Genomic DNA, 18,590 nt, shown 5'->3' on the forward strand with positions numbered 1-18,590 from the left:
CCGGCAAGTTGTATGCGACGCTGCGCGAAGGCGGCAAGAAGGTGTTGAGCCGCATGCCCACCGTGTGGGAGCTGGCGCGCCGCTCCGAAGAGCACATGAAAGGCATGGTGCTGCCGGGCACGATCTTCGAGGAACTGGGCTTCAAATTACATCGGGGCCCCATCGATGGGCCACGATGTTGATGTGAATGCGCTGGTCGCCACGCTGCGCAACGTGCGCGATCTGAAAGGCCCACAGTTCCTGCATGTGATCACGCGCAAAGGCAAAGGCTACGCGCCCGCCGAAGCCGATCCGATCAAGTGGCACGGCCCCGGTCCGTTCGATCCCAAAAGCGGCGTGATCTTCAAAGAGAAAGCCAGCGGCCCGAGCTACTCGCAGGTGTTCGGCCAATGGCTGTGCGACATGGCGGCTGCCGATCCCAAAGTGGTCGCAATTACGCCGGCGATGCGCGAAGGCTCCGGCCTGGTCGAATATTCCAAACGTTTCGCGTCTCGTTACTTCGACGTTGCCATCGCTGAACAGCACGCAGTGACGCTGGCGGCCGGCATGGCTTGCGAAGGGTTGCGGCCGGTGGTCGCTATCTATTCGACGTTCCTGCAGCGTGCGTACGATCAGATGATCCACGACGTCGCGATTCAAAACCTGCCGGTGACCTTTGCGATCGATCGCGCCGGCCTGGTCGGCGGCGACGGCGCCACGCATCAGGGCAGTTATGACCTGTCGTTCATGCGCTGTATTCCGAATCTGATCGTGATGGCCCCGGCCGACGAGAACGAGTGCCGCCAGATGCTGTACACCGCCGTGCAGTCCAATCTGCCGGCAGCTGTGCGCTATCCGCGTGGCCAGGGACCGGGCGCGACGATCGAATCGACCATGCGCGCCCTGCCCATCGGCAAAGCCCAGATCCGGCGCGAGGGCCGCAGCGGGTTGGCGATCTTCGCGGTCGGCGCCATGGTCCCGCTGTGCGAGCGGATCGCCGAAAAGATCGATGCGACCGTCGTGAACCTGCGCTTCATCAAGCCGCTGGACGAAGAGCTGATCGTGCGCGTGGCGGCCAATCACCGCGCGATCGTGACCGTAGAAGAGAATGTCGTGGCCGGCGGCGCCGGCTCGGCCATTACGGAATGTCTGGCCGCGCATGGGCATATTCCGCCGACCCTGAACCTCGGCATCCCGGACCGCTTCATGGAGCACGGCTCCCGCGAGGACTGCCTGGCGGCCGCCGGGCTGGATCTGGCGTCCCTGGAAAGCGCCATTGCCCGCTGGTGGCAGGGCGAAAAGCGCCTCGCCGTCGGCGGTTGAGGCGGCCCGATACCTCAGTTCTGGGCATAGCAGTATTTCCAGGGCGAGGGAAACGGTCCCCGCCCCTTGATCTATACTGGACCCGACCAAATCGATGAGCCCTTAGGCCGGAAGCTCCGGCCCGGTCCGGAAATTCAGTATGTCGACATTGCCGAAAAGCGTAGCCACCCCGACCTCCATCGAGGACGTGCAGGCGCGCGCTGATTCCCGCCGCATCCCGATCAACAAGGTCGGCATCAAGGACGTCTATCACCCGGTGCGCGTGAAGGACCGCTCCAGCGGCGAGCAGCACACCATCGCCAACTTCAACATGTACGTGGCCCTGCCCCACAACTTCAAGGGCACGCACATGTCACGCTTCGTCGAGCTGCTCCACGGCAACGAACGTGAGATCTCGGTGGAATCGTTCCGTGACATCCTGGTCCAGATGACCGAAAAGCTGGACGCGCAGACCGGTCACATCGAAATGGAATTTCCGTTCTTCGTGATGAAGCAGGCGCCGGTCTCCAAGGTCGAGAGCCTGATGAACTATCAGGCGTCCCTCATCGGCGAGCTGCACAACGGCCAGTCCGAGCTGTGGCTCAAGGTCGTGGTCGCCGCCACCAGCCTGTGCCCCTGCTCCAAGGACATTTCCAAGTACGGCGCCCACAACCAGCGCTCCCACATCACCATCAAGGCCAAGGTCGATGGCCACATGTGGCTGGAAGAGCTGATCGACATCGCCGAGTCCGAAGCCTCGTGCGAGGTGTACGGCATCCTCAAGCGCGCCGACGAAAAACACGTCACCGAGCGCGCCTATGAGAACCCCAAGTTCGTCGAAGACATCGTTCGTGACGTCGCCGTCCGACTGAACAACGAAGCTCGCGTGCGCGCGTATGTGGTGGAAGCGGAAAACTTCGAGTCCATCCACAACCATTCGGCGTATGCGTTGATCGAGAACGACAAGGACGAAGCGGTCGGCTCGTAACCCGACTACCGACTTCCGGACCTTGTAAGCCTTTATATGACAGGGCATACAATGCCCTGTATGGACATCTCAGCCCTCCAGAACAGGCTTCCAGCAATTCGCCGGTGGATCGATACCACCGTGGCGGAGCATCGCCCCGCAGCCCGGCCGCTAACCTCGCTGGGGTTTGCTCGTCTCAGCCACTACTTCGATAGCGAAACGCTGAGCCGTGCTCACGTGGTCGAGGTCGACATCGTTCCCAAGCCGCCGCTCACCGTGCTCGGACTGCATCAGTTTTCCGAATTCGAGCAGATGAATGCGGCCGGCACCACGTACGGGGATCTCTATTTCGTCGACCGCACCCGAGCGACGGACGAGTCGGTTCATTTCCATGAGCTGGTGCATACCGTCCAGTGGCACATCCTGGGCACGGATCGTTTCATGCTCGCGTATGCGCTCGGGCATCTGGCGAGCGGCGGGTACGCAAACAATCCTTTAGAAGAGGTGGCGCGCGCACTGGAGGAGATGTTTGTGCGCGAGCCCAGGCTATTCAGAGTGGAGCCGATCGTGAGCCAGCATCTGGAGCGGGTCGTGCCGCAACTGATGGCACTGGCCGGACAATAACCGTTGCAGCGTTATCAGCTGGCGCTTTGCAGTCGGCTGATCAAGCTTCTCAAGAACACCTTGTTGAAGCGCAGCTGACACGCCGCCGAGCTCTGCTCCAGCAGTGTCGAGCTGACCTTCATCAGCGTCACGCCGCTGAGTGCTTTGATGGTCGCGAGACGCTTGGCGCCGCGCACATAACTCGTCTCGCCGAAGCACTCGCCCGCTTCGAGCTGACCGACGTGATTGCCGGCGCGCATGACGGCGACGCTGCCGGAGACGATGACGTAGAAGCGATCGTCCATCTCGCCTTCCTTGACGATCTCCTCGCCCTGATCGTAGTCCTGCCACGTGCTCGCGCGCAGCACTTCGAGAATCTCCGACTGCGAGAAGTCGTGGAAGAACTTCAGCGTGCGCAGGATGGAGAACTGTTCCTGACGATCGAGCTTCGATGTCCCATCGCGCAGCGCCTGGTGAACGCGCGTCAGATCGGCCGCCAGTTCCAGACCGTTGCGATAACGCTTGGCCGGATCCTTCTGCAGCGCCTTGGCGACTGAAGTCTCCAGCACTTCTGGAATATCCGGACGCAGTGCATGAATCGGCTGCGCGGTGGCGTAAACGATCTGATGCAGCAGCTTGGAAAGATTGCCGCCACGGAACGGACGGAAGCCGGTGAGCATCTCGTACAACACCGCGCCGAGCGAATAAAGATCGGAGCGATTGGTAATCTCGAGCGACTGCACCTGCTCCGGCGACATGTACGACGGGCTGCCTGCGATGCCTTCGATGCGTGAGATATCCGAGTCTGCGACCAACGCGATACCGAAGTCGATGATGCGCACGTCATTGGCTTGCGTGAGCATGATGTTCGACGGCTTGATGTCGCGATGAATGACGCCGCGGCTGTGTGCGTAGTGCAGCGCCTTGGCGCACTTGTACATGATCTCCACCACGTCATCGACGGGCAGCAGATTGTCCGGTTTGCAATAAGCCGACAGCGTGCGGGCGCCGTGCACGTGCTCGGTGACGATGTAGTAGTGACCGTTTTCCTCGCCGGCATCGAAGATCGGCAGGATGTTCGGATGCTGCAGCATACCGACCATGTGCGCTTCGGAAAGGAACATCTTGCGCGTCACGCGCGCGCGATCTTCGTCGTGCGACTCGAGGTTGTAGACCTTGATCGCCACGTCGCGGCGATAGTAAGGATCGTGAGAAAGATAAACGACGCCGGTGCTGCCGCGACCGACTTCCTTGACGATGACATATTTCCCGATCTTCTCGGGAATGCGCTGTTCGCGTGTGGCGTTGCGCTGTGCCATCAGACCGCCCATCTCACTGCTCGGGCTCACTTCGGGCTCACTGGACTAGAGGATGTTTCGCACTCCGAGCAAAATCGCTGCCGCGAAAATGCCCGCAATAACATCATCGAGCATAATTCCCAGCCCGCCGGAGAGTCTGTGATCAGCCTCGCGGATCGGCCAGGGTTTCCAGATGTCGAACAGCCTGAATAGAGCGAATCCGGCCAATACCCAGTAAACATTCGCCGGCACCGTCAACATCGTGACGGCGAAGCCGGCGATTTCGTCCCATACGATACCAGGATGATCGTGCACGCCCAGCCGCCTGGCACTCTCGCCGCAGACGTAGATTCCGAACAGCGCTGCGAAGATCGCGAAGCCCAGATGCGCGGCAAAGCCGAACTGCATCACAAAAAGCACGATTGGGATTGCGATCAGCGTCCCAAATGTGCCCGGCGCCCAAGGACTCAGGCCGCTGCCGAAGCCAAATGCGACCAGATGCACGGGGTCGCGCATCAGCGCAGGATCCGCACTCCACTTCATGGCTCACCGGCCGCGAAATGATCGTAGCCGGCGCGCTTGATCCTGAACGGCTGGCCGTCACGCAGGCACACCACATCCGTATCTGCCGTAATGACGCCAATTTGCGTCACTCGCTGCTGAAGCTGCAGCGAGCTCAGCACAGCGGCCGCCCGCTCGGCCGGAAGAGTGAACAGCAACTCGTAGTCGTCGCCGCCGGCCAGTGCGTACTGCAAACAATCGTCTGCTTCGAACAGCTCTCGCATGGCGGCGGACTCGGGCAACAAGTCGACGTTCAGCTGCGCACCCACGCCGCTGGCTGCGCAAAGTTTCTTCAGATCGGTGAGCACCCCATCGGAAACATCCATGGCCGCTGTCGCTACCGTTCGCAATTGCCGGCCCAGCTCGATTCGAGGTCGCGGCCGCAGGAAACGATGGCTGAGAAAAGCAGCAGATTCGCCGCCCAGGATACGACGCTGAATCACGGCAAGCCCCGCGGCCGCTTCGCCGGGAATGCCAGAAACAAACAACAGATCGCCCGGCCTGGCACCGGCACGCGTGAGCCAGGCATCGGATTCGACCCAGCCGGCGATTTGCACGGTGATGACCAATGGCCCACGCACGGTGTCGCCGCCGACGAGCGCGACGTTGTATTCATCCGCCAGCTCGAACAGGCCGCTGGCGAAACCGTTGAGCCATTGTTCGTTGGCACGCGACAGCGAGAGTGACAAAGTCATCCACGCCGGCTCGGCGCCCATTGCCGCCAGATCGCTGAGATTCACCGCGAGCGCGCGGTAGCCGATATCGGCTGCGTCGCTGTCGGTCAGGAAATGAACGCCCTCGACGACGGTGTCCATCGCGACGACCAGCTTGCGGCCCGCATGCGTATCGAGCACGGCCGCATCGTCGCCGACGCCGAGCAGCACGTCGCTTCGCGCGCTCTGGCGCGCGAAGTAACGGGCGATGATGTCGAATTCTCCGAGGCTCATACGGAAAGAGTAGCCTCAGTTGAGGACGGCGGCTATTGCCGTTCGGCGGCGCGGATCTCGCGGGCGGCGCGATCGAGTACGGCGTTGATGTACTTGTGCGCGTCGGTGGCGCCGAAGCGCTTGCACAGGTCGACGCCCTCGTTGATCACCACGCGGTACGGAATATCCAGACGCTGCTGCAGCTCGTACATGCCGATCATCAGGATGGCCGCTTCGACCGGATCGAGCTGCTCCAGCGGACGATCGACGAACGGCTTCAACGCGGTAGTGATCGCTTCATTGCGCGCGATGACCCGGCTGACCAGCTCGATGAAATGATCCTCATCGACGCCGGCCGAGTCTTCGCTTTCCAGATACTGCTGCTGGATCTCCTCGGCGCTCTGCTGCGTCAGCTGCCATTGATACAGCGCCTGCATCGCCAGCTTGCGAGCGAGCGAGCGCGCGCGAGAGCCGGTGCCACGAGCGATTGGTTTGGGAGCCTCGTCAGTCATCAAGCTTCGATCTTGCGCAACAGATTGGCGAGCTCGATGGCGGTCACGGCCGCATCGGCACCCTTGTTACCTGCCTTGGTACCGGCACGCTCCACCGCCTGCTCGATCGTGTCCGTCGTCAGCACGCCGAACGAGACCGGAACGCCGGTGTCGTTCGCCACCCGAGCCAGGCCGCCGGCGCACTCACCCGCGACATAATCGAAGTGCGCGGTGGCACCCTTGATTACGGCGCCGAGCGCGATGATGGCGTCATAACGCTTGCTCAGCGCCAGCTTGCGGGCCACGACCGGCAGGTCGAACGCACCCGGAGCGCGCACGATCTCGATCTGCTTGTCGCTGGCGCCATGGCGACGCAACGAGTCGACCGCGCCTTTCACCAGCTGATCGACGATGAATTCATTGAAGCGCGCCGCCAGGATGGCAAAGCGCAGCTCGCGACATTGCAGGTCGCCTTCGAGGGTCTTGATGGATTCCATGGGATACGCAGGCAGCGCAGGCTGGATGGGGGGCGAAGTATACGGAAAATAGGCCCGCAGGGCCTAGGACGCGCCAGGCCCCTCTTTCCGCATGGCGCGGCGTCGGCGGCCTCAGCCGTGGACGTACTCGACCACTTCCAGGTCGAAACCCGACAGGCCTTGCATCTGCTTCGGAGCCGACAGCACCCGCATCCGGCTGACACCCAGATCGCGCAGGATCTGCGCACCGATGCCATAGGTTCGCAGCACTTCCGGGCCGACGTGGCGGGGCGTATGGGCGCTCTCCGTGTGGCTGATGGCCTGCACGGCGTCCATCAGATCGCGGCCCGTCTCTTCCGGCCGCAGGATCACGATGACGCCATTGCCTTCCTTCGCGACGCGAGCCATGGCCGAACGCAGCGGCCAGCCGAGCGCGGGCTCGTGAATGCCGACCACGTCGCTCAACGTGTTCTTCAAATGGACGCGCACCAGCGGCGGCTGCTCGTTGGACAGCTCGCCGGCTACCAGCGCCAGGTGCACGGTGCGATTCACATGATCTTCGTAGCAGAACATGCGGAACGCGCCGAACTCGGTCTGCACCTGCTGCTCGGCGATGCGCTCCACCGAACGTTCCTTTTCCAGGCGATAGCGGATCAGGTCGGCGATGGTGCCGATCTTGAGGCCGTGCTGTTTGGCGAACTTCTCCAGATCCGGACGCCGCGCCATGGTGCCGTCGTCATTCAGGATCTCGACGATGGCCGCTGCCGGCTCGACGCCGGCCAGACGCGTCAGGTCACAACCGGCTTCGGTGTGACCGGCGCGCGTGAGCACGCCGCCCAGCTGCGCCATGATTGGGAAGATGTGGCCGGGCTGGCGCAGATCTTCCGGCTTGGCCTCGGGCTTCACAGCAGCGCGGATCGTGGCAGCACGATCGTGCGCGGAAATGCCGGTCGTTACGCCTTCCGCCGCTTCGATGGACAACGTGAAGTTGGTGCGATGGTCGATGTTGGTGTCGCTCACCATCAGCGGCAAACGCAATTGTTTGCAACGCTCGCGAGTCAAGGTGAGACAGATCAGGCCGCGCGCATAGCGCACCATGAAATTCACATCTTCGGGGCGGACGAACTCGGCGGCCATCACCAGGTCGCCTTCGTTCTCACGATCCTCATCGTCCATGATGATGACCATCTTGCCGGCGCGGAGGTCGGCCAGAATCTCATCGATAGTATTCAGCTTCATGCGAGTCTCAAACCAATCAGGCGGGAGCGTTCAGGCGCTCGAGGTAGCGCGCGATGATATCCACTTCGAAATTGACGCGCGTGCCGACGCGGTACTCGTTCAAGGTGGTCACTTCGAGCGTGTGAGGAATCAGGTTGACGGAGAATCTGGCGCCCTCGACATCGTTCACCGTGAGGCTGACGCCGTCGATGCAGACCGAGCCCTTGCGAGCGATGTAACGAGCGAGCGCTGCCGGCACTTCGAACTGCACGCGGATCGAGCGCGCATCGTTGACTCGTTCGGTCACCGTGGCGATGCCATCGACGTGGCCCGTCACGTAGTGACCGCCGAGCGGCTGGCCGGCGCACAGCGCCTTTTCCAGATTGAGCTGCTGACCGGCGCGCCACTGGCCCAGCGTCGTGACGTTCAATGTTTCCAACGAGGCGTCCGCGGCGAAGGCATCGCCTTCGATGCGCGTCACGGTCAAACAACAGCCGCTGCAGCTGATGCTATCGCCGATGGCGACCGATTTCAGATCCAGCCCTGGCGCGCCGATGAGCAACTCGACATCGCCGCCGCGCGGTGTGAGCGCACGGACTTCGCCAACCGACTGCACTATTCCAGTAAACATTTCGCGAATCGCCAATCAACTCTCAGGAGCGCACTTTGCCAGCAGACTGGACCAGGGGCTGATAAAAAAAGACTATGAGGCTTCCGGGCGGCGGCGCAGGGTCAAGCGCACGTCGTCGCCGATCCGGTCGACGGCATGCATTGTATATCGTTGCGCCTGATCCAGCGTCTGTAGTGCCGGCAGGCTCGCCATGGCCTGCGCGTCCGGGCCGAGCAGCAGGGGCGCCACGTAGGCGATCATCTCGTCGGCCAGGCCGAGCTGCAGAATTCGACCGACCAGCGTCGGCCCCGCCTCGACCAGCACGTCATTGCACATCCGACGCCCCAGCTCGGCCAGCACGAACTCGAGGTCGATGCGACCGTCGGCGTCCAACGGCGCTGCCACCAATTCGGCGCCGGCGCTGCGCGCGGCACTGGCAGCAGCCGTAAAAACCACCGTTTCACCCGGCAGCTTCAGCATCGCCGCGGTCGGCGGCATGCGCAGCTTGCTGTCGAGCACGACTCGCAGCGGCTGACGGCCGAGCATATCGATCGACGGGTCGCGCACATTCAACTGCGGATCATCCGCCAGCACCGTGTCGATGCCCGTCAACACCGCACTCATTCGCGATCGCAGCTGCTGCACATCGGCCCGTGCAGCATCGCCTGTGATCCATTTGCTCTGCCCATTCGCGAGCGCGATGCGTCCATCCAGGCTGATGGCGGATTTCACGATCACACGCGGGCGGCCGGTGAGCATGCGTTTCTCGAAACCCAGATTCAGCTCGCGGGCCGCATCGGCCAGCAATCCAACCTGCACATCGATGCCCGCCGCCTGCAGCTGGCGCACGCCATCGCCGCTGACTTTCGGATTTGCATCGAGCACGCCGATAACGACGCGCCTCACGCCCGCACGAATCAGTGCATCAGTGCACGGCGGTGTGCGGCCCTGATATGAGTGCGGCTCGAGCGTGACATACACCGTCGCACCCTGCGTCTGCGCACCTGCCGCTTGCAGCGCCAACGGCTCGGCATGCGGCTCGCCCCACTTGCGATGCCAGCCCTCGCCGACGATCCGCTCACCCTGAGCAACGATGCAGCCAACGCTGGGATTGGGTGGCGTGGTGTGACGGCCGAGCGCGGCCAGCTCGATCGCCCGCTGCATCAGCCGTTCGTCGACCCGCGAAAACATGCTTATTTCTTCTTGTCGCCGCCGTTCCACAACGGCAACTGACCTTCGGTATCGCGCACGCGAGCACGCATGCGCTCGATCTCTTCGCGGAACGCATCCACGTCCTGGAAGCTGCGATACACCGATGCAAATCTCACGTACGCAACTTCATCGAGCGAGTGCAGCTCTTCCATGGCCATCTCACCGATCAGCCGGGAAGCCACTTCACGCTCACCGAGCGCACGCAGCTTGTGACAAATATGCACGACGGCGGCATCCAGCTTCTCGCTCGCCACGGGGCGCTTTTCCAGCGCCTTGAGCAGACTGCCACGCAGCTTCTGCTCGTTGAACGGCTCGCGGCTGGCGTCGCTCTTGATGATGCGAGGCATGACCAGCTCGGCGGTCTCGAAAGTCGTGAAGCGCTCACCGCACTGCAAACATTCGCGGCGGCGGCGAATCTGCTGTCCTTCGCCCGCCAGCCGCGAATCGATGACCTTCGTTTCTTCGTGATTACAAAAAGGGCAATGCATGTGCCGAAGAAACCGCCGAGCTGTTCCTGATTACTTGGCCTGCGTGTAGACCGGGAACTTGCGGCAGATCTCTTCCACCTTCGCCCGGGTCCGGTTGACGGCGGCCTCGCTGCCATTCTCATCGAGAATGTCGGCGATCCAGTTCGCCACTTCGGTCACTTCCGCTTCCTTGAAGCCGCGAGTGGTCGACGCCGGCGTGCCGATGCGCAGACCGCTGGTGACGAACGGCGAGCGAGGATCGTTCGGCACTGCATTCTTGTTGACCGTGATGTGCGCACGGCCCAGCGCCGCGTCCGCATCCTTGCCCGTGATGTCGCGACCGATCAGGTCCAGCAGGAACAAATGATTGTCCGTGCCGCCCGACACCACTTTGTAATTGCGCTTGATGAACGCAGCCGCCATGGCGCGCGCGTTGGCGACGACCTGCTTCTGATAGGTCGCAAACTCTGGCTGCAACGCTTCGAGCAGCGCCACTGCCTTCGCAGCGATCACATGCATCAGCGGGCCGCCCTGCGTGCCCGGGAACACCAGCGAGTTGAGCTTCTTCTGAACCTCTTCGTTCTCTCGCGCGAGGATCAGGCCACCACGCGGACCGCGCAGCGTCTTGTGCGTCGTCGTAGTCGTCACGTCGGCAATGCCCACCGGGCTGGGATACACACCCGCCGCGACCAGGCCGGCGACATGCGCCATGTCGACCAGGAAATAGGCGCCGACGCTATCGGCGATCTTGCGGAAACGCTCCCAGTCGACCACGCGCGAGTACGCCGAGAACCCGGCGATGACCAGACGCGGACGGTGCTCCTGCGCCAGACGCTCGGCCTGGTCGTAGTCGATTTCACCCGTAGCCGGATTCAGACCGTACTGCACGGCCTTGAACAGCTTGCCCGAGAAATTCACCTTGGCGCCGTGGGTCAGGTGACCGCCGTGGTCCAGGCTCATGCCCAGGATGGTGTCGCCCGGGTTGATCAGCGCCAGATAGGCGGCGGCATTGGCCTGTGAGCCGGAATGCGGCTGCACATTGGCGTAAGCGGCGCCAAACAGTTGCTTGGCGCGATCGATGGCCAGCTGCTCAGCCACGTCGACATGCTCGCAACCGCCGTAATAACGCTTGCCGGGATAGCCTTCCGCGTACTTGTTCGTCAGCACCGAGCCCTGGGCTTCGAGCACGCGCGGGCTGGCGTAGTTCTCAGAAGCGATCAGCTCGATGTGGGCTTCCTGGCGGCGACGCTCAGCGTCGAGCGCAGCCTGCAATTCCGGGTCGAAGCCGGCAATAGTCGCGTTGGCGGGAAACATGGATACCTCGGCAGTAGGGGCGCCGATTGTACGGGAAAGCGGCTGCGCTGTCGGAGGCAGCTACGTCAAACCCGGGCAGGCACAGCCGCGGAAAGCTAGCCGGCTTCCAGGTGGGCCGCTGTCTGCTCTTCGCTGTCCAGGAAGGACTCGACCACCCGGGTCCAGGCCCGGGCCAGATTGCGGCGGTTGTAGCCCCCGCCGCCCATGGCGACGACGCGGCCGTGGCCGAGCTGGTCGGCGATGGCGCACAAGCGGGCGGCAGCATGCGCATGCGCAGCCTCGCTGAAGCGCAGATGAGTAATTGGATCCCCGTCCAGGCTGTCCGCGCCGCATTGGAGCAGGATGAACTCGGGACGGCCGGCCAGCAGATACTCCTCGACCCGCGCCCAGGCCTGGTGATATTCGGCGTCGTCAGCGCCCGGCGGCAGCGGAATATTGAGCTTGGTGCCACGCGCCGGCCCTGCCCCGGTCTCATTCGCATGGCCCGTGCCGGGATAGAGATATCGGCCGTCCTCGTGCAGGTCCGCAAACAGCAGATCCGGATCGTCCTCGAACGCATAGAACACGCCGTCGCCGTGATGGGCGTCGATATCCACGTAGGCAACGCGCTTCAGCTGATGGCGATGGCGCAGATAGTGGACGGCGATTCCGCAGTCGTTGAAGACACAAAACCCCGCAGCCCGCTCGGGTGCCGCGTGGTGTAGGCCGGCAATAGGAATGAACGCTCGCCGGGCTTTGCCGGACATGACGGCTTCGACTGCCGTCAGCGTGCCGCCGACGACACTGCTGGTCGCTTCGTAGACCCCGCGGAATGCCGGGGTATCGCCGGCATCCAGATAACCGTGGCCGGTCACCGAGCGCTCACGCACCAGATCGATGTAAGCAGGCGTGTGAAACCACTCCAGCTCCTCGCGGGTGGCGGGCCGCGCCCCGGCGCGCAGGACTCGGCCGTCCATGCCGCAATTGTGCAGCTCGCGCATGAACGCTTCGTGCCGGTCGGTCCCGAACGGGTGGCCGTCGCCAAACCCATAGCGGGCGATTTCGTCACCGGAGACGAGTAACACGCTGCGGCTGGCTTCAGACACGGCGAAACACCCCGGGTGCGAACATCGATGCCACGCAAACAATCGAATGGCGCACTCTACCCGCAAGCTCGCCAGCATAGCCAGAGCTGGCGATTCCGGCGCAAATCACTTCCGTGGCGGCTTGGTTCTTCTGATCGCGGCCTGCATCAGCACGATGGCGGTAATGGGCGCGGTGAATACCACGAACAAGGTGATCAGCAGCTCATGAATCACCGGGCTTTCCGCCACGGCCGTAGCAATCAGCATCGACGCCACCAGCACACAGCCCACGCCGAGCGTGTTGCCCATGGAAACACTGTGGATGCGCATGAAGAAGTTCGGCAGCCGCAGCAGTCCGATGGAGCCCACCAGCGTCAGCAGCCCGCCGATGATGAGCAGCACCGTGGCCGGCAACGCCGCCCAAGCAGGAATCTCCGGGATCATGGCTCGATCACCTCGCCTCGATACAGAAACATCGCCAGCGACGCCGAGCCGACGAAGCCGAACAGCGCAATCAGCATGGCCACCTCGAAATGCACGAACGAAGTCCAGCGCACGCCGAACAACAGCAGCGTCAGCATGCCGTTGATATACAGAGTGTCGAGCGACAACACGCGATCCTGCGCGGTCGGTCCTCGCATCATGGCGATCGCGGCATTCACCATCGCCAGCGCGAAGCACAACTGCGCGAACCACACCGCCCCATGCAGTACGGCATTCATTCGAAGATCTCCCGCAGCGGCCGCTCGTAGCGTTGTTTGATGATGCGGATCCATTCCTCCGGATCCTGCAGATCCAGCACGTGCAGTTTCAGCACCGAGGAGTCATCGGTCAGGCCCGACCAGACCGTGCCCGGCGTTGCGGTCACGATCATGGCGAGCACCGCCAGCCCGTGCGGATCGCGTAAATCCAGAGGAATGTCGAGGAAATCGCTTTTCACTTCGCGCCTGCCGGTCAGTCCCAGCACGATGCGGCCCACCGCTATGTTCGATTTGATGATGTCCTTGAGCACCACGAACAGCAGGATGAAGCCGACGTGTACTCGGTGCAGACGCGGCCGCACGGGCCGCAGCTTCTGAAAGCTGAGCACCATGCCGAATGCGACCACCAGTCCCAGCAGGATATTGCCGAGCGACAGCGACCCTGTGAGTACCAGCCATAGCACGGCCAAGCCCACAGGAAACAGCACGGGAATGCGCTTCATAACGCCACCTCCGCGCTGGGAATGACTGCCTGGATATATGCCGCCGGATCCTGCAGCCACTCTATCGTCTCCTCGAGATATTCCATGACCGGGCCGGCGAGGATGGTCATGGTCACGCACAGCACGATCAGGAAGGCGACCGGTGCCGCCTCGATGAAGCGCAGCCGCGGCGTCGCGCGTCCGGTCTGCCAGAAGGTCCGCATGCCGCGATTGGTCAGCGCGAACAGGCCGGTGAATCCCGCGACCAGCAGCGAGACGATCAGCAGCCATGCATCCGCCGACGATTCATCCAGCGCCGGCCCCAGCAGTGCCGAGATCATCGAGAACTTGGCGAGGAAGCCCACCAGTGGCGGCAGGCCAGTGGTGAGAATCACGCAACTGACGAACGCCAGGCCCAGGAAAGCCAGCGCGGCCGGGATCGCGACGCCGACTTCGTCGACCTCGTTATCGGCGACCTCGGCCGGCTCGCCTGCCATGAATGCGGTGTACGTGGTCGGCTGCGGCGCCATCGTTTCGGTGACCGAGTTGACGCGCATGCGCTCGCTCATGCCGGCGATGAGGAAGAAGGCCGCGCCCGCCGGGACCGATGCGATCAGATACAACAGCATCGGCGCGAGGGCCGGAGTGACGCGCAGCGCGATGACTGCGAGCAGCGTGCCGGAAGAAACGATCACCGAGAACGCCACCAATCGCGTCAACTGTCGCGCAGCGAGCATGCCAACGATGCCGAACCAGATCGTCGCCACCGTGCCATAGAACAGCCACGGCCCACCGAATGGCACCGGCGCGTCGGGCTGCGCCAGCAACGAGCCAATGCGCAGCAGCGAGTACACACCCACCTTGGTCATGATCGCGAACATCGCAGCCGCCGGCGGGCTGGCGGCGCTATACGTCCGCGGCAGCCAGAAATTGAGCGGCCAGACGCCCGCCTTGATCAGGAACGCGATGCCGAGGATGCCCACGCCCGCCTCGAACAGGCCGCGGTCCGCGTCTGCCAGCGCCGCCCAGCGCAGGCCCAGGTCCGCCATGTTCAGCGTGCCAGCGACACCGTAGATCAGCGCCACACCGGTCAGGAAGATCAGCGAGCCGATCAGATTGACCGCGACGTAGTGCAAGCCAGCTGTCACGCGCACTGCGTTCGAGCCATGCATCAACAGGCCATACGAGGCGGCCAGCAGGATCTCGAAGAACACGAACAGATTGAACAGATCGCCGGTGAGGAATGCGCCGTTGAGGCCCATCAACAGGAACAGCACCATCGAGTGATAGTGCACGCCGACGCGATCCCACCGTGCCAGCGAATAAACATGCACGGGCAAAGCGATGGCCGCGGTCAGCGCCAGCATCAACACCGCCAATCGATCGACGACCAGCACGATGCCATACGGCGCGACCCAACCGCCCAGCAGGTATACCTCCACCCCATGCTCGAGCAGTCCGGATTGCGGCTTGATCAACCGGTACAGCAGGTACGCGGCAATCGCCGCCTGGGCAAGAATGGTCAGCAATGCAATCGACGACCGCAGCATGGTGCGCGACTGCGGCAGAAACAACAGCAGCGCACCGCTCACGAGTGGCAAGACGATGGGCAGGACCGGCAAGTGTTGTAACAACGTGCTCACTCGCCCTTCTCCACGCCATCGACATGATCGGTGCCGGTGAAGCCGCGCGCCGCGATCAACATGACCAGGAACAGCGCCGTGGTCGCGAAGCCGATCACGATGGCGGTCAGCACCAGGGCCTGCGGGATCGGATCGTCGAACAACGCCGGATCGGGCACCACATTGGGATCAATCAGCGGCGGACGGTCCAGCGTCAGACGCCCCATCGCGAAAATGAACAGATTGGTCGCGTAGGACAGCAGCGCCAGCCCGAGAATCACCTGGAACGTACGCGGCCGTAACACCAGCCACACGCCGCAGGCGCAGAAGATGCCGATGGCCACAGAGTAGATCAGCTCCATCAGCGCACCATCCTGACGCTGGTCATCGTATCGTCATCGGACACGCGCCGATGGCTGCGCAGCGACTGATGAGCCAGTGCGATCAACATCAGCGTAGTCGTGCCGACCACCAGGAAATAGACGCCGAGATCGAACAGCAGCACGCTCGACAGATGCAATTTGCCTATCAATGGCAATTTGGGCTCCCACACGATTGCAGACAAAGAANNAGGGTTNTTTCGACGCGAACCACGCGAGCGCGCCGGCACCGGCCGCGCACAGCAGGCCGCCGCCGATCCAATATTGCGGATGGATGCGCATGCGCGACTCCACCCACAAGGTGCCATTCACCAGATATTGCGCGATGAAGCCCGTGGCCATCACCAACCCACCGACGAAGCCGCCGCCGGGCGCGTTGTGACCGCGCAGCAGGAAGAACACCGAGACCACACCGGCCATCGGCAACAACAACCGCCCGAGAATGGCGGGCACGAGCAACGCGCCTCGAGGTACCGGATCACGCGGGTCGGGGAGCTCACGCGACGGATCGCGCTTCTCCGATGAGGTGGCCATGACTTCGGGCGCCGGCCGGAACCGTCGCAACAGTTTGTAGATCGTCAGCGCGACGATGCCGAGCACCGTGATCTCGCCGAACGTATCGAAGCCGCGGAAGTCGACCAGGATGACATTGACGATGTTCTGGCCGCCGCCGCGAGGCAATGCGTTCTCGACGATGAAGTCTCTGATGCTCGGTCCGGCGGGCTGCGTGAGTACCGCGTAAGCCAACACTGCCATTCCCAGGCCGGCGACCACCGCCAGCGTTGCATCGCGCAACCGGCGGAAACGTGCGCGGGTGGTATCTCGATTCTGCAACTCCAACGGCAGACGTTTTGGCATCCACCGCAGTCCGAGCAGCAGCAGGACGGTGGTCACGGCTTCCACGCTCACTTGCGTCAACGCCAGATCGGGCGCGGAGAACCATGCAAACGTCAGTGAGGTGACCAGACCTGCGCAGCCCACCATGATCAACGCCGCGAGACGGTGGAACTTCGCCTGCAACGCCGCGCCGATGGCACAAGCGCCGCCCACCAGCCACAGCAGTGCGAAGGCCGGATCGATCGACGCCAGATGAGTACCGAGGTCGATTCCCAAGTGCCCCGTCGTCGCTACCGCCGCCATGGCGATGATGAAGAACACGATCAAGGCCAGCTGAGTCTGCAGGCGCGTCGACGACATGATGCGCGCCAGCTTGGTCGCGGCGCGGACCAGCGTGACACGCGCAACCGCGAAGGCGCGCTTGCCGTCGAAGCGCCGGAACAACGGCGTCAACATGCCGACCGGATGCCCCTGGCGCGTCAACCATATGTGAATGGCAATGCCGCCGAGGAACGCGGCCGCGCTCATCATCAGCGGCGTGTTCAGGCCGTGCCACACGGCAAGGCTGTAGTGCGGCATGCGTTCATCGCCCAGGATGGACCGCGTTGCCAGCTCGAGCACCGGGCCGATGGTGATCGCCGGCAGCGTTCCCACCAGCAAACAGGCCAGCACCAGGGTGGCGCTGGGCAGCAACATCCAGCGCGTGGGCTCATGCGGTTCGCGCGGCAACTCACCTGGCGCCTTGCCGAAGAACACCTGCCGGATGAAGCGCGCCGAGTACGCCACGCTGAACATGCCGGCCAGCGTGGCGACCGCCGGCAACGCAATGCGCACCCACAGCTCTTCGCCCGCAAAGATGGTCTCGGCAAAGAACATTTCCTTGGACAAGAACCCGTTCAGCAGCGGCACGCCGGCCATGGCCGCGGCCGCGACCGTCGCCAGCGTCGCTGTGATGGGCATGGCGTGATACAGACCGCCGAGACGTTGCAGATCCCGCGTGCCGGTCTCGTGGTCCACGATGCCGGCCGCCATGAACAGCGACGCCTTGAAGGTGGCGTGATTGAGCATGTGGAACACGGCGGCCACCAGCGCGAGCGTGCTGTTCATGCCCAGCAGCAGCGTGATCAGCCCGAGGTGGCTGATGGTGGAATAAGCCAGCACGCCTTTCATATCGCGCTGGAAGGTCGCCGCATAGGCGCCGAGCAGCAGCGACGCGAGCCCGGCGCTGCAGACGATCGCGAACCAAAGATCGGTTCCCGACAACACTGGCCACATCCGCGCCAGCAGGAACACGCCCGCCTTGACCATGGTCGCCGAGTGCAGATACGCGGACACCGGCGTCGGCGCCGCCATCGCACGGGGCAGCCAGAAATGGAATGGGAACTGCGCGCTCTTCGTGAAAGCGGCGAGCAGCACCAGCACGACGATCCAGGGATAGAACTCGTGCGCCCGGATCGCCTGCGTCGCCGCGACCACGTCGTCCAACTCGTAGCCACCGGCGATGTGCCCGAGCATCAGTACCGCCGCGAGCAAGCACGTGCCACCGGCCGCGGTCACTGTCAGCGCCATGCGCGCTCCAGCTCGCGCGTCGGCACGGTGATACCAATAGGCAATCAGCACGAATGAGGTAAAGCTGGTCAGCTCCCAGAACATCACCAGCTGAATGAGGTTGCCCGACAGCACCACGCCGAGCATCGAGCCCATGAACGCCAGCAAGAAGGAGAAGAAGCGCGGCACGGGGTCGGCGGGCGACATGTAGTAGCGGGCGTAGAGCACCACCAGCGCGCCGATCACCGTCACCATCATGGCGAACATCCACGCGAAGCCGTCGAGGCGCAGCCCGAACGACAGCCCATATTGCGGCAGCCAGTCGACCGAGGCGCGCACCACCTCGCCGGCCGCCACCTCCGGGTAGAACCTGCCGAGCAGGACTGCACAGGAAATCGCGACTGCAGCCGCGAGCCACGCCTCCACGTTGCGGGCGTTGGCTTGGAGCAGGCCGGCACCCAGAGCGCCGACGAACGGTAGTAGCAGTACGAGGTAGAGAGTCATCAGGCGCAATGCTGCATGACTCAGCCCC

18 protein-coding genes and 2 pseudogenes are annotated in these 18,590 nt (G+C 63.3%); 3 read left to right on the top strand and 17 right to left on the bottom strand.

Translation table 11 applies throughout. From position 1 onward, the window contains the following. From dxs to D0550_RS07370, 3 genes and pseudogenes are all read left to right on the top strand, one after another. Positions 1–1,302, top strand: a pseudogene (gene dxs / locus D0550_RS07360) (1-deoxy-D-xylulose-5-phosphate synthase); the annotation flags it as partial. 139 nt (positions 1,303–1,441) lie between these two features. Further along, on the top strand, positions 1,442–2,269 hold the full coding sequence (folE2, locus tag D0550_RS07365; protein WP_116808476.1) for a GTP cyclohydrolase FolE2: 828 nt from the start codon (positions 1,442–1,444) through the stop codon (positions 2,267–2,269). Positions 2,270–2,389: 120 nt separating this feature from the next. Then, positions 2,390–2,872, top strand: coding sequence for a hypothetical protein (locus D0550_RS07370; RefSeq protein WP_116808477.1), 483 nt, complete (start codon positions 2,390–2,392; stop codon positions 2,870–2,872). A 14-nt stretch (positions 2,873–2,886) separates the two neighbouring features. Here the strand turns inward: D0550_RS07370 and D0550_RS07375 are convergent, their stop codons facing one another. From D0550_RS07375 to D0550_RS07455, 17 genes and pseudogenes are all read right to left on the bottom strand, one after another. Then, entirely contained in the window at positions 2,887–4,200 is a 1,314-nt protein-coding gene (locus tag D0550_RS07375; protein ID WP_153067081.1) for a serine/threonine-protein kinase, read from the bottom strand. A 15-nt stretch (positions 4,201–4,215) separates the two neighbouring features. Next, entirely contained in the window at positions 4,216–4,665 is a 450-nt protein-coding gene (locus tag D0550_RS07380; RefSeq protein WP_241520752.1) for a phosphatidylglycerophosphatase A family protein, read from the bottom strand. A gap of 23 nt (positions 4,666–4,688) precedes the next feature. After that, positions 4,689–5,657 (bottom strand): thiamine-phosphate kinase, encoded by a 969-nt coding sequence (thiL, locus tag D0550_RS07385; protein ID WP_116808480.1) that lies wholly within the window; start codon positions 5,655–5,657, stop codon positions 4,689–4,691. Between the two features lie 32 nt (positions 5,658–5,689). Next, positions 5,690–6,148, bottom strand: a complete 459-nt coding sequence (gene nusB / locus D0550_RS07390; RefSeq protein WP_116808481.1) for a transcription antitermination factor NusB — start codon at positions 6,146–6,148, stop codon at positions 5,690–5,692. Beyond that, entirely contained in the window at positions 6,148–6,624 is a 477-nt protein-coding gene (gene ribH / locus D0550_RS07395) for a 6,7-dimethyl-8-ribityllumazine synthase (protein WP_116808482.1), read from the bottom strand. The genes nusB and ribH overlap by 1 nt, the downstream gene beginning before the upstream one ends. Before the next feature lie 111 nt (positions 6,625–6,735). After that, a complete protein-coding gene (gene ribBA, locus D0550_RS07400) occupies positions 6,736–7,842 on the bottom strand; it encodes a bifunctional 3,4-dihydroxy-2-butanone-4-phosphate synthase/GTP cyclohydrolase II (protein ID WP_116808483.1) in 1,107 nt (368 codons plus the stop codon). Positions 7,843–7,858: 16 nt separating this feature from the next. Then, the gene (locus D0550_RS07405) at positions 7,859–8,452 is read right to left on the bottom strand and encodes a riboflavin synthase (RefSeq protein ID WP_116808484.1); all 594 of its coding nucleotides are present in this window, start codon (positions 8,450–8,452) and stop codon (positions 7,859–7,861) included. 72 nt (positions 8,453–8,524) lie between these two features. Continuing rightward, entirely contained in the window at positions 8,525–9,622 is a 1,098-nt protein-coding gene (gene ribD / locus D0550_RS07410; RefSeq protein WP_241520753.1) for a bifunctional diaminohydroxyphosphoribosylaminopyrimidine deaminase/5-amino-6-(5-phosphoribosylamino)uracil reductase RibD, read from the bottom strand. A 2-nt stretch (positions 9,623–9,624) separates the two neighbouring features. Next, the gene (gene nrdR, locus D0550_RS07415) at positions 9,625–10,131 is read right to left on the bottom strand and encodes a transcriptional regulator NrdR (RefSeq protein ID WP_116808485.1); all 507 of its coding nucleotides are present in this window, start codon (positions 10,129–10,131) and stop codon (positions 9,625–9,627) included. 30 nt (positions 10,132–10,161) lie between these two features. Then, positions 10,162–11,424 (bottom strand): serine hydroxymethyltransferase, encoded by a 1,263-nt coding sequence (gene glyA, locus D0550_RS07420; protein ID WP_116808486.1) that lies wholly within the window; start codon positions 11,422–11,424, stop codon positions 10,162–10,164. A gap of 95 nt (positions 11,425–11,519) precedes the next feature. Continuing rightward, the gene (locus D0550_RS07425; RefSeq protein ID WP_206606149.1) at positions 11,520–12,509 is read right to left on the bottom strand and encodes an acetoin utilization protein AcuC; all 990 of its coding nucleotides are present in this window, start codon (positions 12,507–12,509) and stop codon (positions 11,520–11,522) included. Between the two features lie 105 nt (positions 12,510–12,614). Then, a complete protein-coding gene (gene mnhG, locus D0550_RS07430) occupies positions 12,615–12,932 on the bottom strand; it encodes a monovalent cation/H(+) antiporter subunit G (protein ID WP_116808488.1) in 318 nt (105 codons plus the stop codon). Next, entirely contained in the window at positions 12,929–13,210 is a 282-nt protein-coding gene (locus D0550_RS07435; RefSeq protein ID WP_116808489.1) for a K+/H+ antiporter subunit F, read from the bottom strand. Before D0550_RS07435 ends, mnhG begins: the two co-directional genes overlap by 4 nt. Next, positions 13,207–13,692, bottom strand: a complete 486-nt coding sequence (locus D0550_RS07440; RefSeq protein ID WP_116808490.1) for a Na+/H+ antiporter subunit E — start codon at positions 13,690–13,692, stop codon at positions 13,207–13,209. The genes D0550_RS07435 and D0550_RS07440 overlap by 4 nt, the downstream gene beginning before the upstream one ends. Then, positions 13,689–15,314, bottom strand: a complete 1,626-nt coding sequence (locus D0550_RS07445; RefSeq protein WP_116808491.1) for a monovalent cation/H+ antiporter subunit D — start codon at positions 15,312–15,314, stop codon at positions 13,689–13,691. Before D0550_RS07445 ends, D0550_RS07440 begins: the two co-directional genes overlap by 4 nt. Further along, on the bottom strand, positions 15,311–15,655 hold the full coding sequence (locus tag D0550_RS07450; RefSeq protein WP_116808492.1) for a Na+/H+ antiporter subunit C: 345 nt from the start codon (positions 15,653–15,655) through the stop codon (positions 15,311–15,313). Before D0550_RS07450 ends, D0550_RS07445 begins: the two co-directional genes overlap by 4 nt. Further along, positions 15,655–18,562, bottom strand: a pseudogene (locus tag D0550_RS07455) (monovalent cation/H+ antiporter subunit A). The gene D0550_RS07450 and the pseudogene D0550_RS07455 overlap by 1 nt, the downstream one beginning before the upstream one ends. Between the last annotated feature and the right edge of the window lie 28 nt (positions 18,563–18,590).

The sequence above is a fragment of the Steroidobacter cummioxidans genome (assembly GCF_003104955.1).